This window comes from Pseudoalteromonas amylolytica, assembly GCF_001854605.1.
Classification (GTDB): Bacteria; Pseudomonadota; Gammaproteobacteria; order Enterobacterales; family Alteromonadaceae; genus Pseudoalteromonas; species Pseudoalteromonas amylolytica.
The window spans coordinates 146786-165976 of the sequence record NZ_MKJU01000005.1 but is presented as its reverse complement, the minus strand read 5'-3'; the positions used below and the strand labels follow the sequence as shown (position 1 = coordinate 165976).

16 protein-coding genes are annotated in these 19191 nt (G+C 42.0%); 6 read left to right on the top strand and 10 right to left on the bottom strand.

The annotated features are described in order from the left end of the window. The first annotated feature begins 69 nt into the window (after positions 1-69). On the top strand, positions 70-765 hold the full coding sequence (locus BET10_RS01420) for a type 2 periplasmic-binding domain-containing protein (RefSeq protein ID WP_070983039.1): 696 nt from the start codon (positions 70-72) through the stop codon (positions 763-765). 25 nt (positions 766-790) lie between these two features. Here BET10_RS01420 and BET10_RS01415 read toward each other — a convergent pair whose 3' ends face one another. Both BET10_RS01415 and BET10_RS01410 read right to left on the bottom strand, forming a co-directional pair. After that, positions 791-1036, bottom strand: coding sequence for a VF530 family protein (locus tag BET10_RS01415; protein WP_070983038.1), 246 nt, complete (start codon positions 1034-1036; stop codon positions 791-793). Between the two features lie 24 nt (positions 1037-1060). Next, a complete protein-coding gene (locus BET10_RS01410) occupies positions 1061-1351 on the bottom strand; it encodes a DUF1496 domain-containing protein (protein ID WP_070983037.1) in 291 nt (96 codons plus the stop codon). A 113-nt stretch (positions 1352-1464) separates the two neighbouring features. On the opposite strand from BET10_RS01410, the gene BET10_RS01405 reads away from it, so the two are divergent. Next, complete coding sequence (locus tag BET10_RS01405) at positions 1465-1695, top strand: TIGR02647 family protein (RefSeq protein ID WP_070983036.1); 231 nt, start codon at positions 1465-1467, stop codon at positions 1693-1695. A 3-nt stretch (positions 1696-1698) separates the two neighbouring features. On the opposite strand, the gene maiA is transcribed toward BET10_RS01405, so the two are convergent. Both maiA and hmgA read right to left on the bottom strand, forming a co-directional pair. Then, positions 1699-2325 carry a maleylacetoacetate isomerase gene (maiA, locus tag BET10_RS01400; protein ID WP_070983035.1) on the bottom strand — a complete coding sequence of 209 codons (627 nt, stop codon included), beginning with the start codon at positions 2323-2325 and terminating at the stop codon, positions 1699-1701. Positions 2326-2395: 70 nt separating this feature from the next. After that, positions 2396-3691, bottom strand: coding sequence for a homogentisate 1,2-dioxygenase (gene hmgA / locus BET10_RS01395; protein ID WP_070983034.1), 1296 nt, complete (start codon positions 3689-3691; stop codon positions 2396-2398). A 128-nt stretch (positions 3692-3819) separates the two neighbouring features. Here hmgA and BET10_RS01390 point away from each other — a divergent pair, with 128 nt between their 5' ends. Then, positions 3820-4254 carry a MarR family winged helix-turn-helix transcriptional regulator gene (locus BET10_RS01390; protein ID WP_070983033.1) on the top strand — a complete coding sequence of 145 codons (435 nt, stop codon included), beginning with the start codon at positions 3820-3822 and terminating at the stop codon, positions 4252-4254. Between the two features lie 55 nt (positions 4255-4309). On the opposite strand, the gene BET10_RS01385 is transcribed toward BET10_RS01390, so the two are convergent. From BET10_RS01385 to BET10_RS01375, 3 genes are all read right to left on the bottom strand, one after another. Next, positions 4310-7522, bottom strand: a complete 3213-nt coding sequence (locus BET10_RS01385) for a TonB-dependent receptor (RefSeq protein ID WP_070983032.1) — start codon at positions 7520-7522, stop codon at positions 4310-4312. A gap of 208 nt (positions 7523-7730) precedes the next feature. Then, positions 7731-10823: a TonB-dependent receptor gene (locus BET10_RS01380; protein ID WP_070983031.1), complete on the bottom strand. Its 3093-nt coding sequence runs from the start codon at positions 10821-10823 to the stop codon at positions 7731-7733. A gap of 38 nt (positions 10824-10861) precedes the next feature. Next, positions 10862-11713: a S1/P1 nuclease gene (locus tag BET10_RS01375; RefSeq protein ID WP_070983030.1), complete on the bottom strand. Its 852-nt coding sequence runs from the start codon at positions 11711-11713 to the stop codon at positions 10862-10864. A 383-nt stretch (positions 11714-12096) separates the two neighbouring features. Here BET10_RS01375 and BET10_RS01370 point away from each other — a divergent pair, with 383 nt between their 5' ends. Both BET10_RS01370 and BET10_RS01365 read left to right on the top strand, forming a co-directional pair. After that, positions 12097-12834: a PhnD/SsuA/transferrin family substrate-binding protein gene (locus tag BET10_RS01370; protein WP_338053280.1), complete on the top strand. Its 738-nt coding sequence runs from the start codon at positions 12097-12099 to the stop codon at positions 12832-12834. Further along, positions 12824-13747: a hypothetical protein gene (locus tag BET10_RS01365; protein ID WP_070983029.1), complete on the top strand. Its 924-nt coding sequence runs from the start codon at positions 12824-12826 to the stop codon at positions 13745-13747. The genes BET10_RS01370 and BET10_RS01365 overlap by 11 nt, the downstream gene beginning before the upstream one ends. A 31-nt stretch (positions 13748-13778) precedes the next feature. On the opposite strand, the gene ushA is transcribed toward BET10_RS01365, so the two are convergent. From ushA to BET10_RS01350, 3 genes are all read right to left on the bottom strand, one after another. Further along, the gene (gene ushA / locus BET10_RS01360; protein WP_070983028.1) at positions 13779-15359 is read right to left on the bottom strand and encodes a bifunctional UDP-sugar hydrolase/5'-nucleotidase UshA; all 1581 of its coding nucleotides are present in this window, start codon (positions 15357-15359) and stop codon (positions 13779-13781) included. A 73-nt stretch (positions 15360-15432) separates the two neighbouring features. Further along, complete coding sequence (locus BET10_RS01355) at positions 15433-15618, bottom strand: hypothetical protein (RefSeq protein WP_070983027.1); 186 nt, start codon at positions 15616-15618, stop codon at positions 15433-15435. 99 nt (positions 15619-15717) lie between these two features. Continuing rightward, positions 15718-16107, bottom strand: coding sequence for an MAPEG family protein (locus BET10_RS01350; RefSeq protein WP_240503614.1), 390 nt, complete (start codon positions 16105-16107; stop codon positions 15718-15720). 150 nt (positions 16108-16257) lie between these two features. Here BET10_RS01350 and BET10_RS01345 point away from each other — a divergent pair, with 150 nt between their 5' ends. Further along, entirely contained in the window at positions 16258-19140 is a 2883-nt protein-coding gene (locus tag BET10_RS01345) for an insulinase family protein (RefSeq protein ID WP_070983025.1), read from the top strand. Positions 19141-19191: the final 51 nt, after the last annotated feature.

The window sequence follows — 19191 nt, the reverse complement described above, 5'->3', positions numbered from 1 at the left end:
AATTCTGTTGTAATTCTGGTAAATACGCTATATTTCTTGTTAGTCCACAGGGTTACAGGTTGTTGTTACATGCGTGCATGGTTAATCATATTGACAGTGTTTTCATACGCAGTTAGTGCAAGTGAACTCAATGTGTTAACTGAAGAATTTCCTTACTTTCAGTATACTGATGAACGTGGTGACCTTGTTGGCTCCGCCGCAGATAAAGTGAGAAGGGTGCTGAATAATGCAGAAATTGACTACAGTATCAATGTAGATACATGGTCAGTTACATACAATGCAGCCCAACGAAACTCCAACAGCTGTATTTTTTCTATTGCTCGTGCACAATCCCGTGAAAAGCTTTTTGATTGGTTGTTTCCTTTAGGACAGTTTAGCGTGTCATTCTATGGCTTGCGGGATAAAAAATACTCGATAAATTCGCTTGAAGATGCAAAGCAATATAAAACAGCGGTGATTAGGCAAAACTTCAGTCATTTATATTTAAAAGAAAACGGCTTTGTAGATGAGCAGCACTTGCTGATCATCTCTACGTTCGACAATGTGTTTGAATTGCTGGCTACGCGTAAAGGTTTGCTCGACTTAGTGATTTTGAGTGATATCCAGTTTGAGTATAAGAGTAAAACGGAACCACTCGCTAAAGAACTTGAAAAGTTATACACCTTGCCAAACTTCGGTTCTCAGCTGTATTTTGCGTGTAATAAAGAGCTATCAACGAGTACGAAAAATAAAATCATACGCGCGCACGATGCCTTGTATAAATAAGCTGTGCGCAGGCTAATGAGATTGTTCATTTCTTTATGGTTGGCCACACAAAACCATGAAAAGTATCTAAATATAATTGCTCTACTTTTTCTCTTGCCCAAGGCGTTTTGCGTAGAAATTTCAGACTAGATTTGACACTCGGATCATGAGTAAAACAGCGAATGTTGACCACTTCTCCCATCGCTTTCCAGCCTAATTCTTGCTCAAGCTTAACTATGATATCTTCTAGTTTTACGCCATGAAGAGGGTTATTGGGCTGTTGTTGTGTCATTACATCACCTAAATCTTAAAACGCCTATTTTACCCTGATTGTCTTTACTGGGTCTAGCCTAATGGGTTGTCCTTCTTTATCGGCCTTTAGCCACACCAACTGACTTTGCGGTTGGTTTACATATTTATGTGTACAAACAAAAGTATGCTCTAACTGTTTAATGAGCGACCCTTCACTGTACTGTACTCCTTGATACCAACAAACGTTGTACGGCATCTCCAGTAGAGTCACATTTTTGTGATTTGTATCAACTGCACGCGCCTGAGTTGTTGTTAATAATAATGTAAATAGCGCGATATAAATAAGTGATTTCATGGCAGAACTCCCAGAGTTGGCTAATCTTAAATTAACGCAATTTAAGTGCACGCTATGCATGACACGATATCGCTAACTATATAACAAGATTAAAATAAAAGAAGGGGATCGCAATGGCGTTTGATCAAAATATGATGGCAGAGCTAACATTACTGGCGAAGTTTCCCAGAACCAGTATGCATCAAGGGATTAAAATACATAGTAATGCGGAGCAAAGTTTGCGTGATGCGGCGCAAAGGCTTTATGACAAAGGCATAATAGATAGCCCAGATGGCGGTTATCTTACCGATCTGGGCTTGGACTTGATCTCGCACTTAGATCAGGTTCACTGTGCTTTACAGTAAACTCTATTGCGCGTCAGGTTGGTTCTCTGGCGCAGCGTCACTAAATGCAGCCATTTCATTACAGCGCTGGTAAATAGCGGCAATTTTCGGGAATGGTGTCATATCCACTTTAAAGCGTAATGCGTTAAATACCTGTGGTACCAAGCAAACATCAGCAAGCGTTGGTTTATCGCCAAAACAGAACGGTGAATCACCTAGCATAGCTTCAAGCTTCTTAAACCCTTCAATGACCCAATGACGATACCAAGTATTCTTCTGTTCATCGTCGACATTTAGTTCTTGGCTGAGATACTTCAGTACGCGCAAGTTATCGATAGGGTGGATGTCACAAGCAATTGCATAGCAGAAGTTACGTACTTGTGCCTTTTGCCAAGGATCATTTGGCAGTAGTGGAGTATCTGTGTGGGTTTCTTCTAGCCATTCTAAGATAGCAAGAGATTGCGCTAGCACACCTTGTTCTGTTTCAAGTGCTGGCAGCAAGCCCTGTGGATTTTTCTTCGTATACGCTTCACCTTGTTGTTCTGATTTGAGTAGGTTTACACCTACCAACTCATGAGGGATGTTTTTTAGGTTAAGAGCAATACGTACACGGTATGCTGCGGATGAGCGAAAGTAAGTATATAGTTTCATTGCTTGTTCCTTAATCACGACAAAAGGCACTCATTATGAGTGCCTTGTGAATTTTTCTATCAGGCTTAGCTTACGCGCCTTTGTAGTATTTTTTAATGCCTTTCCAACAATCGGCGTAATTTGGCTGACGCTCTTTGCCTTCAAGGGCATACTTAGTTGGAGAGATAACATAGCGAGACTCAAACATAAACGCTAGCGTGTTTTCGTAGCGCTGCGGCTCAAGCTCCGCATTTGACGCTTTCTCAAATACATCCGCTTCAGGGCCATGTGGAGACATACAGTTATGTAAGCTCATGCCTCCTGGTACAAAACCATGCTCTTTTGCGTCGTAAACACCTTCGATTAAGCCCATGAATTCACTCATAATATTACGGTGGTAATACGGTGGACGGAAAGTATTTTCTGCCACCATCCAGCGAGGTGGGAAGATCACAAAATCAACGTTTGCCACACCAGCAGTACCTGATGGCGAAGTCAGTACAGTAAAGATTGATGGGTCTGGGTGGTCAAAGCTCACTGTGTTCATGACGTTGAAACGGGCTAAGTCATATTTATAAGGTGCGCTGTTACCTGTCCATGCAACAACATCAAGAGGTGAGTGGCCGATATCACAACGGAATAGGTTACCGTTGAACTTAGCAACTAGCTCAAAATCACCTTCTTTATCTTCAAACGCAGCCACAGGATACTGGAAGTCACGTTCGTTGGTATAACCGTTTGCACCTACAGGACCACGTTCAGGAAGAATAAGCGGATGACCATAGTTTTCACAAATATAACCACGCACTTGGTCACTGATAAGCTCAACTGAGAATTTAATACCACGAGGAATAACAGCAATTTCGCCTGGACGAATGGCCAATTTACCACACTCGGTGTGAAGCACGAGTTCACCCTGTTGTGGTACAAATAGGAGTTCACCATCCGCATTGTAGAAGTAGCGACCTTCCATTGAAGCATTTGCCACGTATACGTGAATACCAATACCGGATTGACCATTCGCACTACCGTTGGCTGCCATGGTAACTAACCCGTCGATAAAATCGGTTTTCTCAGCTGGAATTTCGATAGGGTTCCAACGGAGCATAGTCGGTGGTGTCGGCACTTCTGTGATAGGTGCTGTGCGTACCAAACCGTTATCCATTGGCTGGTAGTCACCTTGTACGACTGAAGGACGAATTCGATAAAACCAGTTACGGCGGTTGTCTGCACGTGGGGCTGTAAACGCAGTGGTATTATATTGCTCTGCGTATAGATCGTATTTTACTTTCTGTGGCGAAAACTGGCCGATTGGTAAAGCACCCGGTAGTGCTTCAGTTTCAAACTCGTTACCAAAGCCTGTTAGGTATTGAAATTCGTTGCTCATAGTCTTTGACTCCTTAGTAGATAGGGTTAAGATACTCTCATGTGAGAGTATTATCAAGTGTCTTTCAATGATCCTTTTGTATATAATTGTTTACGCATGTATGGGCGTATGGCTAAGAGTTGAGTGAGATGTCACTAAAAATAGACGAATTTTTACCTTATAGACTGGTGAAGCTGGCAAATAAAGTAAGTGCCGCTTTCTCTGAGGTTTATTTTGAACAGGCGGGTTTAACTGTGCCTCAATGGCGGGTGATTGCGCATTTGGCGCAGCAAAAGCAGTGCTCTGCAAAGCGCTTGTGTGATCTCGCAGAGATTGATAAATCCACCATGTCGCGGGCGGTGAAGCAGCTAACGGATAAACAACTTATTGAGCTTTGTGCAGATCCCAATGATAAGCGCGCAAAACTCTTAAGCTTAACCAAAGGCGGAGAGGCGCTTTATGCACAACTTTCGCCAAAGGCGCTTGAGTGGGAAGAAGGCTTGTTAAGTGAGCTTTCTGATGATGAAAAGCAGGTGTTACGACATGTTATGGATAAAATAGAGCAGCAAGTTGATAAACAATAAAAAAGGCCAACATGATGTTGGCCTTTTAAAAATTTATACGCTAATCAAATGGTGATTAGAACGTGTAACGGATACCGATTTTCGCTCTCCATGCAGATGCTTCACTGATTTCAGTGTAGTTACGAACATCTGCGCCTTTATAGCGCGGTTCGATGATAAGTTTACCGTCATCGTCTAGGCCACCGAAGTCATAAACAGCTTGGTCTGAGAAACGAAGCTTCTTCTCAACGCCCCAATCGCTGTTAAGCAGGTTAGCGAAGTTCTCAATCATTACGTAGAACTCACCCTTATGATCTTTGTAGAAGCCAGGGATTTCTTGCTTGAAGCTTACATCCATAGTGGTAACCCAAGGCTGTGTGCCTGTGTTACGGTCAAGCAACTGGCCACGCTCAGAGATACCCGCACGGTTTAACAGTCTCTCTAACTCAGCCCAAGAAAGACTAGACTCATCCCAGTTTACATTGGCATCATCAGCACCTGATGGGATGTATGCAAGATATGCCGTCGTGCTGTTAAAGTCACGGGTATCACCTAAGTCACCATCGCGGAATTGACCCATAGTGTAGCTAAATGGACGACCTGAACGACGCTCAAAGAATACGTTGAATTTAGACGCATAGCCATCGAAGAACTCAGTGTTGTAGCTCATAGTAAGCTTGAAGTTGTGCTCAACTTCGTAGTGGCCACGGCCAACTAGGTCAACGTTGCGGCTGTGCACAGTCGCATATTGGTAGTTACTTTGAGCACGAGATGAACTTCCTGGGTTTACATCTTCAACGTCTTGGTGCGTGTAGCTTGCTGAAACATAAAGACCGTTGTCCCACTCTTTTGCAAGTGACGTACTGAAGATCACAGAACGACCATTCTCTTTTGAGTTAGTCATCATGATATCGAAGTTGTCTTTTAAGTTATCTTCGTAGATGCTTTCATAGATAACACGGCCTGTTGCAGATGTGCCCACCGGTGTGATTGCCGTATTACGCCATACAGCTTCGTTCTCTTTCTTGTGATAAGCAAGTTCAGCTGTCCACTTGAAGCCATCGCCTAGTAGTGCTGAGTCGAAATCATACTCAAAGCCTACCTGTGCGCGAACGCTTGAAGGCAGTTCGAAGTTAGGATCTGTGTAGTTTGTGCTACCAGCACCTTGTACTAATGAGTTTTTAATATCATCAGGTACACGGGTAATATCAACTTGCTCAACGCCTGCAAAGTAATCATTAATTGCATTTTGTGGCGCAGTTACATAAGTAATACCATCGTTTTGGAATGGTGCATTATACCAAACGTTTGGAATACCACCTTGGAAACGACCAATACCACCGTTAATGGTTAGTGATTCAGTCGCGTAGTACTTGAATCCAACACGTGGCAAGATGATGTCTAAACCATCTAGGTTTTCAGTGTTTGAGTAGCCATAGGTATTTAGGAAGTTTTGGTTTAGCTGAGCTTCATCGCTTGAAGATAAACGCTCATAACGAAGACCTGCCGTTACTTCTAAATCATCTGTTGGGTAGAACTTATCTTCAACGTAAAGTGCAAATTGGTTGCGCGTTGAGTCATACGCCATATCGTTGGCATCATTGGTGTACGCATTACCATAGCTGAATCGATAATCATCTCTGCTAATGTGTAGCTTCTTATTTGCGAAATCTTCTAAGCTGCCAAATGTCCAAGAACCACGAGAGTTCTCTGCAAAGAGGTTGTAAAGACGTAAGTCTTTATACTGAGCACCAAAACCTATTTCGTGCTCACCAAGTAGGTAAGTTGCGTCGAACGTTAATTCTAAAGTTTCAGTTTCACCAACGTTGTTGTGGCGGAATTCCGTTGCACCAAACTCAAAACCAGCACCACGACCACCATCTAAATATACGTTGATTTGACCCAAGTCAGAATTTGTATGGCTGACATTACTTACATCTTTATACGCAATGCCAAATTCAGTGGTGAAGTCATCAGACCAATCAGAATAAATCTTCGTTGCAAAGTTGTTGAACTTATAAGTCATTGTGTAAAGACTAGACTGCATTTGCACAGTTTCATTGTCGTCTTCTTGGTAATCTCTGACTTCTTCTTCGTTTTGCCACTGGTAAGTAAAATCAGCACGGTGAGCATCGTTGATGTTCCAGCTTAGCTTAACAAGGATACTGTCACTGCTGTCATCAGGGTTACCGCCAACCGTGTCTTGGATACCATAAACGTCATTTAAAGTCGTGATAAACTGGTCGTAATCGGCTTGGCTAGCAACAAACTCTTTTTCTGCACCTGAGCCTGCAAAGCCGTAACCTAGTTCTTTTTCTTTTCTCCATGCGTTGTAGTTAACGAAGTAGAAAAGCTCATCTTTGATGATAGCGCCACCCGTACTGAAGCCCAAACGCTTTTCAGTGACTTCAGTTTTTACTTTCTTAGAATTATAAGTTCTGTGTCCGTCTTCATCTAATACGGGATCACGGTCGTCGAAAACCTGTTCTATGTTTTCTACTTTACCACCTAAGCTTGGAGAGCTGTGCTCGTAAAAGCCTGTGAATGTGTACTCATTTGAACCTGACTTAGTAACAGCGTTGATTGTACCACCGCCGAAGTTACCTTTTTTAGCTGAGAAAGGAGAAGCGTCAACAGAGATTTGCTCAATCGCATCAAGAGCTACTGGAGGTTGTACAGTTGGGTAGCCACCTTTTGAAAGACCAAAGTCATCGTTTTGGCCGATGCCGTCAACAGTTAGGCTGTTACTACGTGGATTGTTACCAGCAATAGTCAGTTCGCCGTCACCATTAATGCTTGCTAATGGGTTGATACGAGCTACGTCTTTAATGTCATTGTTGAAGCTTGGTGCATTTTCAATTGTATCAGCACCAAATACGCTGTTTGACCCGCCAGCTTGCTGAACGATTTTATAACCAGTGACTTCAATTTTTTCTACTTGTTGTAGTGGTTCTAACTGGTTAATGATACGGTGAGTATCGCCAAGTTCAAGGAAGATGTTGTCAAGTTGCGCATCAGAGAACTTGTCAGAATCAAGTACTACGCGGTAAGGACCGCCAACACGAAGACCTTTTGCGATGAACGCACCAGATTCGTTAGTAGTAAAAGTACTGACTGTGCCTGTTGGCTCGTGAATAACAGTAACTTTAACGTTTGCGGCAGCGTCCCCTGAAGGAGTCGTGATTTTACCACGCATTGCAGATGAAGTGTCAGAAGCGAACGCGCTTGCTGATACGCCAAGAGCTAATGCTAAAGCGCCGGCCACTTTTGTTAAGCGAACGTTTTTCATTGTGTTGTTTCCCGTGTGTTTAGGTTATGTTGATTTCAATTAATAAAAGCTAATTTGATGCGTCCCTGAACAAAGCAATATTTAGCTGTAAAACTATTGTACCTATTAATTGAGGTAGATTAATCACAACAAAACACGATTAGCTCCGAGAGGGAGACTAACCGTGTTTAACTTATGTATTAATAATTCAATCGATAGGGTTTAGCGCTTAGAAGTTATATTTAACACCGAAGCGAATTTCGTATAACGATGGCTTTATTTCAAAGTCTGTACCTGATGGGTTGTTGAACTTTTCAAATACATACTGGCCATTGTCATTGATAGAAGCGGTTACCGCGTTTTGCATCGAGCTACCGGTTTCTAATGTGCCCCAATTGTCGTTTAGCAAGTTGCCAACGTTCTTAATGACAAAGAACGCTGAGCCTTTATGACCTTCTGCAAAACCACCAAACTCTTGCTCAACTTTAAGGTCAAACGTTACCCACCATTCACCTTCTTGTGAGTTACGACCTTGAATATGACCGCGTTTCAAGCCTTCACTCTCAACCCACTTGTCAAATGCTGCTTTGTCGAAGTCTTCACCATATACCACCAATGCATCATCTGCATTTGGTACGTACAGCAAGTCACGCTTTTCATCGGCAAAACCGAACATGCCTGTGTTATTAAACGTATATGAGTAAGGGTTTGTAACACTTGCTTGACCAAATAGGCTGAACTTAGTGTCTAGTCCGTCGAAGAACTCATGGCTGTATGACAAAGACATAGTTGCACGATGAGGCACTTCATAGTCAGAGCGAGAAACACCTGGGTTTTGTGGGTCATATGCTGCAATTCTATGGAAGTTAGAGAACGCAACTGAGCTGCCCATTGGGTGTACATCTTGTGAAACTGTATAAGCATATGAAAGGGCAAGGTCTATGCCGTTGTCGAACGACTTGTTCATACCGAATGATAGAACATGGCTGTAACCGTCATCACCTTTCACATTGGTCAGCATTAAGTCAGACTCACGAGAGTGTAGCGAGTCGTTATAAATTGGACGACCATCTGGTGCTGTTTCATCTGTTGCCAAAGTGATGTTTTTGATAATCGCTGAATCTTGCTTGTCTGTGTACAAGTAATCTGCTGTGAATACATAATCTGATTCTGTGATATATGTAGCACCTAGCGAGAACTTCCACTCTGAAGGAATTTCAAAATCAGGGTCTGTCACGTTTGTACTATCGTCTACACCACCTGCGCTGATCGCGTCATATAGCGACTGCGGAATAGCGTAACCTGGCTTGCCACCGTCTACGAACGCAACTGCATCAGGACCAAGTAGCTGAACGTCACGTGCGCTATCTTGAATGTTACGAACACCGTCGTTTGAATAGCTGTTTGAGATCCAAACGTTCGGGTTACCACCTGAGTACAGACCAATACCACCGCGCAGTTCTAACTGGTCGTTATACACCCAGTTGACACCTAAGCGTGGTTGTAACAAGTCAACACCGTCAAGGTTTTGCTGGTTAGAAAAGCCAAAACGCTCTTGGAAATTCGGGTTATGGGCTGGTACGTCATCACTTGTGTACCAATCATAGCGAAGGCCTGCTGTGATGGTCATATCGTAGTCGATAAGGTCAAACTTATCTTGGAAGTACAAAGTATTCAACGCGTACTTAAACTCACCTGCTGCATCAGCTGGGTTATGAGTTGAGGCGTTACCATAGTATACACGGGCTACACCGTCACGAAGTGCATCGATGCTGCTAAAGCGGTGTTCACCTTCGTTATGTTGTACGAACATGTTGAATACATCTAACTCTTCACGTTCATAGCCAAAGTAAAGCTCGTGGTCATCAAGGTAGTATGTACCAGCAAACTTAAGAGATAGGTTATCGTATTTAAGCTTGTTAGCTTGACGTGAGTCATCAGGGCCTAAGTAAACCGTTACGTCGCCAACATCAACTTGGAACTCACCAAAACCAGATGCACGGTCTAAAGAGATTTGGCGGTTATCAAGCTCTGAGTAGCCGACGCGTATTTCAGTGGTGAATACATCACTCCAATCAGAGTAGAGTGAGGTCACAAATGATTGTAGTTCTGCACCACGTTCATAAAAGTGGTTTGATAGTGAAAGTCTATCTGAGCCAGAGTCTGATTGAGACAGTGAGTAACCATCGTTGTAGTTGTAAACAAAGCTTGCTCGGTGGTCTTCATTGATGTTCCAGTCAAGCTTCACCAATAGCTTTTCGTCTTCAACAGGCATACTTGGGATCATAGAGCCTGCATCATAGCCATATAGATCTTTAGTGATAGCTACAATCTCATCAATGTCTGCTTTTGAGATCTTACCGTTGGCATACGGCGTATATTCGAAAATTTCTGAACCTTCTAGCTTTTCATAGCTGGTGAACAAGAACAGTGAATCTTCAATTAGCGGCAGGCCAACATTGAAACCATAACGTTTCTCGTTGTAGTCACCGATATTTTGCTTTTGATCTTCGATTGTGTCACCTGAGAGTGAGTCATTGGTATAATCGAAGAACACACCGCCTGTTAGGCTGTTAGTACCTGACTTTGTTACTGCGTTGATATTACATGATGTAAAGCCACCATATTGAACATCAAATGGCGCAAGCTCAACCGCTACTTGTGCGATTGAGTCAAATGAGAACGGCATACGTTCAGTAGGGTAACCATTGCTGTTTAGACCAAAGTTATCATTCATGCGCATACCATCAACAGTTAAGCTGTTGAAACGCGGGTTACCGCCGGCACATTGAATCGCACCAGAGCTGCTTTCATCTACGTATATACGAGGGTCTGTACGAACAATATCTTTGATATCACGGTTGATTGCAGGCTTGCTTTGCAACTCAGCCAGTGAGAAGTGTGTTGCAGGGCCTGTACCACCAGATTGCGCTGTAATAGGGCGGCCTGTTACAACGATTTGTTCCATGTTCTGTTGTGACTTCAATTGCACAGAAACAGGGTAGGTTTTACCAAGAGACAGGTAAATGTCTTCAAGCATCGTATCTTCAAATTTATCTGAGTCTACAATGATTTGATATGGACCGCCTACACGAAGGCCCTTTGCTGAGAAAACACCACTTTCATTAACTACGGCTGTTTTAACTGAGCCAGAAGGGGTGTGAATAATGGTAATTTTAGTACCAGCTGCTGGGTTGCCTTGTGGACCTACAACTTGTCCTTTAAGGCTTGATGCCGTGTCATTGGCAAATGCAACACCGCTGGTAGCTAAACTTGCAGCAATCGCGAGGGATAGCGAAGTTTTGCGCAAAAGAGTTTTCATTATGTTGTTTCCCGTATAATTTAGAGCTTACTAGTTATTTAATCAGCAGTTTTAGAAGTCTTAAGCGCTTCTTTTAATGGCTGCGCCTTTTTATCAAAAATTTGGTTTAATAAGCCTGCGAGTCTAATACCGCCTTGTTGTAAGCGAGTCTTAACAGTAGGCATATATTTGTAAATGTAACCGTAACTTATGTCAGTTTCATTTAAGTTATAAATTTTTTCAGAGATATGATGCGACTCTAATAACCAGTCCGCAGGTTCACTGTTCAAATAGTCTTCAATAATAGCGCTATTTGACGTTTTTATGAAATTTGTAAACTCAGTGTAAGAAAGGCGTTCGTTTTCTATAAGGCGAGTGTCCCATGTGCTGTGCAGGTTGGTTTTGTCGCCAAAGAATGTAACGTCAATTTTATTACCACCGTGGTCGGCTGCGCGACCCGCATGGAAAGGTTGGTGGCTATCACCAACTAAATGTACTAAAAAGCGCAGAGCAAATCGTTTTTCGTCAATTGATGTAGAGTCTGACTTTAGCGTGTTGATGCCGTAATAAATGCCATCAAGAATATTCTTTACTTGTTCTTTTGAAGAGATGTTGTGATGAACATGCTGGTGCATGTTGTCGGCGTCTGAAACGTTAATATAGTGCCACTTAGAAGAAGTCTTGCTCCAAAACTTGCTGCTGTCAGAGCGCATTTCGTCGGCCCAAGTTGATATCTGAGCAAGCGACTCTCCTTCAAGCAGTGGAGTGAGGGCCTGTTCGGTTGTAGCCGTTAGATGTTGCTCGGCTAATTCTCCAACAATACGATGACCATTTTGGCCCCAAGCTATTGCTTGAGATGAGCTCACTAGTGCGGCAACCGCCACTAATTTTGACAAATTTTTTATTAACATGACTTATTTACTCTGAGTAAAACACGGTGTTCAACCGCCATTTCAATAAGGTCAATTGTCCGTGTTTTTCAAGAAAATAAAAGGAGTCAATTAGATTCATAATTTCTTGTTAATAAAGCTTTATAAACAAGTGGTTATATTTATTAAGTAAAGTTACCTATTGCAATAAGTAAAGGAACTTGTTGTAATGACTCTGTTTCTGGTCCAATAAGTTTTCCGTTTTGAATATTCGATACCGTCTGAACAAAAAAACAGCGTTTTTTTTAGTGCTACTACTGAGTTTGATAGGGACATGGTCGCTACCTCATCTAATGGTTAACAGCGATTTAAATAAACTGCTACCTGTTAGTTCTTACTCATATACATGTAAGTTTCCTTCTGCTGTGAATGATGCAGTGTTCAGAGTGCATGTACCAGTGCAAGGTATAGCCAGCAGGCTACAAAGCGCATTGTGTGATAATGAGGTGCTAGCCAAGCAATTTGGCGCTGTTGAAGTTTATTGGGGTGGGAGCTTAGCTGAGCAAATAGAGTTTTTAGCTAAGGGGATTGCCGATCTCATTTTGAGTAAAGACAATATCATGGATGCTATGATGGCGGAGTCTACCCAAAACTATATGCCTTTAATCGGTTACCCCAGTTATACCGCTTTCTTTATATCCAGCCGCGAAAAACCCAAAATAGAGAAGGCTTATTTTTTGGATAAGAAAATAGGGTTGGTTGACTATCCTACTAGTCGGTCGGGGCACATTTTACCCAAGCAGATTTTCAAACAGCTGGACATCGACGTTTCAGCCTTGAGCATTGTTTACGCCAGTTCCCACAGTGCATTGAGAGATCTACTCTCCAAAGGAGAGGTCGACATCATTGCCTCATATTGGCAAGAGCATGATCAACTGAGGTTTTCAAAGAATTACATTACGCCTATCGCGGATAATGTAAGTGGTAGCAAGTGGTATATTAAAATGAGTGATGAAAATACTGATTTGGCTTGTTCATTGCAAAGCAGCGTAAATGATGTAGTGAACGATATGCAGTCAAACTACTTTCACTCTCTTAAACATTACTGGCAATGTAGTACAGCGCCATACGGGCTGATTGAGGGAAGTCGTGATGAGAACTAAATATCATATGCTCTCTAGCTTGGTGCTATTTGTTATTATCTTTGTTTGCACATTTACGGTTTCTAAAGATTCAGCGATAAGACAAAATAGCCAGTTGGATATAAGTAAATTAGCTACGCGTATCGCGCTTGATCTCGATATGCTGCCTATTGCAGATCCATTGTTTAACTATAGTGGCAATGAACAAAAGGTTGCGCAATACATCGTGTCTATAAATCAGCAACTAGAAACTAACAAATCGCGAGTCCGACTTCTGAAGTTAACCAGCTCAGGTAACATCAGTCAGCTCCATAACAGCCATCACTACACTCTTAACTCTGCACACCGCCAAGTGGGCTTTGTTTATGAAGTTAACACGTATCTGTCCTGGGTGAGTTACATTTTGCCCGTTGCGGTAGCGCTGATGGTCTGGGGAGCCTATTTATGGGCGTTTATATTTAGTCGTCGAGAAATAAAAGAAATGTCTTTCCAAGAGTCGGTGGTGCCGAACTTAGTGATTGATCTGAATACTAAGTATGTGAGCCTAAGTACCGATCAGCAAGTCCAAATTCAATTGGCGAATAAGCCATTGTGTTTCTATATCGCGCTTGTGGAATACAGTGTTGCCAACCCCGACGTGATCCTTAATCCAAATAAGGATGTACCGGATGAATTGATTGCAATTGCTAACAAGTACTTTGAGCGGTTAACAACCCTTGGCCATACGGTGCGTAAAAAGCCAAACTTTTCGAATAGTCTAGAAAAGACATTAAGTGAAATTCGCGCAGCCTTGGATGAAGTCTTCGCTGAGCTCCCTGAACTTAAGACAAAGTACTATCCTCCAAAAGCGTATGGAGAAGGGTCACGTTCAAAATTGCACAGTTATAGTCTGGTGCATATTGAGCTTGAAGATATTGAAGTTATAGGGAAATAGCAAGGGAGACGCTAGCGGCTCCCCAATATACTTAAAGTAAGTTAACTTTTATAGGCGAATAGGTCTGCAAATATTGTTTGAGGACCTGAGCATCGGTTAAATTGGTTGCCTTGTAACCCGCCATATTTACCAGCGTTGGATAGCCATCTCCACCTGATGCATTATAGCTGTTAATGCTCATTTTATAGGTTGCATTAAAATCAAGTGGTTTGCCATTAATCATGACATTACTAAGTTTGCCATCGCTGTAATCAAATGACAGACCGTAATATTGTAAGTAAGCTCCCGAGTCAGGCGGAAAACGAGTCACCGTATTTAAGTACTTATATAGCTCGTCACCTTGCCACTGCATCAATGTGATACGGTTTTTAAAAGGATGTACCTTTAATATGTCTTTGTAGCTAACATCACCAGCTTCGATGCTGTGCCTAATACCGCCGCCGCTGATTAAGCCGAAATCGGCACCTACCGCCGCCATTTGCGCCTTAATAATTAAACTTGCCAATTTACTTTGTTTAAACCGCACGGTATTGCGTTTGCCATCAAGGTAACCATCGACAAAGCCCACGCTACCCTTTAATTTCTTTTCGCCAAATGCTTGATACGGTTGGAGTAATGCTTTCATTTTCGCATCTGGCTCAATGTATGCGTTAACAAATTCACCGTTGTTATTTTTTAAGTTGACTGGAATAAGCTCGTAACTAATAAGCGTTTTTATACCGTTTTCAATTTTAAACTCAGCCTTGCCAACATATTTCCCCCATTCATGCGCTTGCATGATCCAAACACCATTTTGTTTATCTGGCTTACAGGCTTTACCTGGGGCAAATAGCTTATCTTGTCTACCTTGCGCGTCGACACATACTGGCTCTTGCGAATGTCCCCCAATTATCATGTCCAAAGTATCTGGGGCAATGCTGCGTGCCAGTGTCACATCTCCAGGCGCGTTAATACCAAAATTAGCATCATGATAATGGCCCATGTGAGTGACCGCGATGACGACGTTGACATCATGTGATGCTTTAATTGCTGCAACGGTTGATTCCACGATCTCTGCTGGGTCCACAAACACGAGGTCGCCTAAATACTCAGGGTTGGCTATTTTGGCTGTGTCTGTTGTGGTGAGCCCTACAACGGCTATCTTCAAGCCTTGCTTTTCAATAAGCGTATAAGGTTGGTATGCATGACTTCGGTCGTTTGCGTGTAGAATATTGGCAGACAGCAGCGGGAAGTTTGCCCACTGTTGTTGTTTTTCTAACACGTGAAGTGGGTTGTCAAACTCGTGGTTACCAATCGCCATGGCATCATAACCAAGTAAGCTCATGCCTTTGAAGTCAGGCTCGGCAAACTGTAAATCTGACTCTGGAATACCTGTGTTTATGTCACCACCAGAGAGCAGTATAACAGCATGACCATTCTGGTCGGCTTGATTTTTTAACCGATCGATAAGTGTCTTACGGGCGGCCATACCATACTCGCCTTTTTCATTGTGCCAAAAGCGACCATGATTATCATTGGTATGAAGTACTGTTAAATATTGCGCTTCGCGATTAGAAGTGAGCTGACACGAAGAAAGAAATATACATAAAAGTACAGAAAGCAAAATGCGCATATAAACCTTTTTCAGGTAAATTCAAAATATGCGCCCATTTTAAACTAAAAACTCTAAATGGAAATGATAAAAATTATGAATTTTTAGTGCTAGCGCAGGCTGCGAACACGGCATCTTCTCGACGTGTTAATTCTTGCTTTGCTAGTTGTGACTTATCGTGGTTGACTTCAACCATCCAATTAAGAAAGCTAGCAGGGAGCTTAGTATAAGGTTCTCCAGCATGGAGCCCAAAATCACATATTGGCATTTCGTTGTTCATTCTATTCACCCGTTATGATTGCTGGGACACATGCTAACAAAATATACCATTAGATAAAGAATTTTATGTTACATACTGCGCAGTTTTAATAATAACTAGTTATATAAATGTTGCTACAAGTGTTAGCCATTGCAGTAAGACGAACAAGCAGCCAAGCATAAATAATCTAAAGCGTGTTAAAACATGATTGTTTGTTAAATGAACCCAGCTGTGTGCAACGCGAGAAACAACAAATAGAGCGCCATTTACTGCAAAAAACCAGCCTGTAACTTGCAGATGCAACCCTAATAAGCAAGCCACAAAAAATAGCACCGGAATTTCAAATTGATTTTCAAAGTTTCTACTCGCAAGCTGTACATTTTCAGGCGCTTGTCCTAGCTGCATGGTTTTAAATGATGCTAAAGGAATATCACCTTTACGTGCGGCTGCAAAACGGCGCCTTCCCATGATCACCATCACAGAAAAAGTTAGAAAGACTTGTAAAAACATAGAGGTAATTATAATTTTAGTTGGGGTGAAGAGCATAGTGATATAGTCCTTGGTTTACAGAGTGTTACAATCTCAATAGTTAATTAGTTGCAAAACATCACCATAGTAAAGACTATTGATGTCGTTAAGCAAATTTAAAATGGAATCGTTATGAAAAAGCTTGTTGCAATAAGTGTGTTAAGTCTTGCTGTAATGACAGGGTGCAGTAGCCATAGTCAGTCTGGCGTGAAGCGTCCTGCACCTTCTGTTTTAAGCCAAAAATTGGTGGTAAGCCCAAATGATGATCGAGCATATCAAACCTTAACCTTAGAAAATGGTATAGAGGTTATTCTTGTTTCCGATCCGAGTGTAGATAAGTCAGCCGCTGCGCTGAGTGTAGGTGTTGGGTTATTACAAGACCCGATGACACAGCAAGGTATGGCACACTATTTAGAACATATGCTGTTTTTAGGGACTGAGCGTTTTCCAGATTCCAGAGGGTACTCAGACTTCATGACAGAAAATGGCGGAGCTCATAACGCTTACACTTGGTTAGATATTACTAACTATATGTTTAAAGTAAACAATAATGCCTATGATGAAGCGCTAGATAGGTTCTCGGATTTCTTTAAATCACCAAAACTTTACCCTGAGTACACTGAAAAAGAAAAAAATGCTGTAAATGCAGAGTGGTCAATGCGACGTGAAATGGACTTTTTTGGCCAGTTTAAACTGGCTAGAAATATGCTGGGTGAGCACCCTGCAAACCGATTTTTACCAGGCAACTTAGAAACCTTAGGCGATAAGGAAGGCAGTAAGCTGCATGCTGAAACGGTGGCGTTTTATCAACGATACTATTCAGCCAACATCATGAAGTTAGCCATGATCTCTAGTGAACCGTTAGAGGAAATGGAGAAAAAAGCACGCAAGCATTTTTCCACAATAGAAAACAAAAATATTGAAAAACCTACCGTTACAGCTCAGTTAGACTTTTCAAAAATTGGTCAAAAGCGCATCCATTACAAGCCAAATGAAGACGTTAAGCAGCTAAAATTGGATTTTACGATTAAGAATAACATTGACCAATTTGCGGTTAAACCTAACTATTTTGTCACCTATCTGTTGAGCAATGAAATGCAGGGTAGCCCCGCACAGGTGCTAAAAGAGCAGGGGTTGATCTCGTCGCTTACAGCGGGCGCCAGTCCAGACCTGTACGGCAACTATGGTGTGCTGAGTATTGATATAAGTTTAACAGATAAAGGAATGCAAAATAGAGAACTTATTGTCGCGACAGTGATGCAATATATAGAGCTTATTAAGCATCAAGGGATAGACAGTAAGTATTTCGATGAAATTCGCACGTCCCTGAACAATCAGTTTTTATTTCTAGAAAAAGGCGATGAATTTGGCTATGTAAGTAGTTTGACTGACAGTATGCAGAAATACCCTGTTAATCACGCAATCAACGCCAATTACTATTATGCTGAGTTTGATAAGGGGGCAGTAAAACAGGTTCTTAATCAGTTAGATAGCAAACATTTGCGTGTTTGGTACATCAGTAAAGAAGAGCCAACCGAGAGCCAGTTACATTTTTATGATGGCAAATATAAGATTACGGATATTCCTGAACAAGAGATTGCGAGTTGGTCTGAGCCTAGTCAAATGGCGCTACAATTGCCAAGTATTAATAGGCTGTTACCTGAGCAATTTGCAATCAAAACAACGGCAGAACAGGCGAAGTTAGGTGTTCAGAAAGTATATGAACAACCGGGGTTGGCTATTTGGCATACTCCGAGCGAGCGTTTTTCACATCAGCCTAAAGGTAGTCTGCATATTTATATCAATTCGCCAAAACGCATGGCAGATATTAATACCGACATAAGTTTAGCTCTGTGGTCAGACTTATTTGCAATTGCACAGAGCAAATTGCAAACCGAAGCGCTAGTGGCTGGTATGTCTTTGTCATTAACACCAAGTAACGGCATGGTAATGCGAGTTGCAGGGTTTACGGATAAGCAGTCTGAGTTACTCACTCAGAGTATGAAACATATTCGTGTTAATGTGTCCGAAGATGACTTCACACAAGCGGTAGACCGTTACGTTCGATCATTACTTAATGAAGGTAAACAGTTTCCAATTTATCAGGCATTTGGCCAGCTAGGAAAAATGATCCAAGCAGGACAATACGATACACAAGCTTTGATAGATGCAGCACAAAGCTTAACGTTAGAACAGTTCAATGCTATTCAAGATGGCGTGCTAAGAGACAATCAGGTAAGAGTATTCAGCTATGGAAATTACAATCAGGATGACTTAAATCAAGTTGCACAGGCGATCACAGATGCATTACCTGAAGAAAAAGAACATACCAACTATGTGATGACCAAGTATTGGCAGCCGAAAGCTGGAGAAACGCTTGTTTGGCAGCAGGACATTGATGTCGCCGATGTTGCTATCATCGATATGCATGTTCATCCAAAGCCAGGTTATAAGCAAAAGGCGGCGGCGCTGATTTTACAAAATCATTTGAAAACTAACATCTTTGATACACTACGCACTGAAGAGCAACTCGCTTACGCCGTTGGAGCGACGGTGCGTAATATAGATGATTATTCTGCGTTGGGCTTTTATATTCAAACACCGGTGATGGATGTCCAGTCAATGCAGGCGCGTTTTGATACCTACAAACAAGAGTACGCGAAAAAGCTTGCACAACTGGATGAAGCGACTTTTGCACAACTGAAAAGCGCAGCCCTAGTGTCATTAAATGAAGAACCCAAGAACCTGAGCGATGAGCTATCACCTTTACTCACAGATTGGTATAGAGAAAGGTTTGAATACGACTCAAAAGAAAAGCTGGTAAAAGCAGTTGAGCTGGTAGAGCTTAAAGATGTTCAAAGTTACTATCAACAAACAATGTTAAACCCTGACGCTGCGAGGCTTAATATTCAGATGCGCGGGACTAAGTTTACAGAGAAGCCCTTTGCACAACTGCCCAAACAGACAAAGCTTGTAACTTTGGAAGAGCTATATAAGCGCATTACTTTACAGTAAATTGGACTCAAGGTGGGAGTGCTCTGTGCTCCCACCTGATTTGACTAAAGG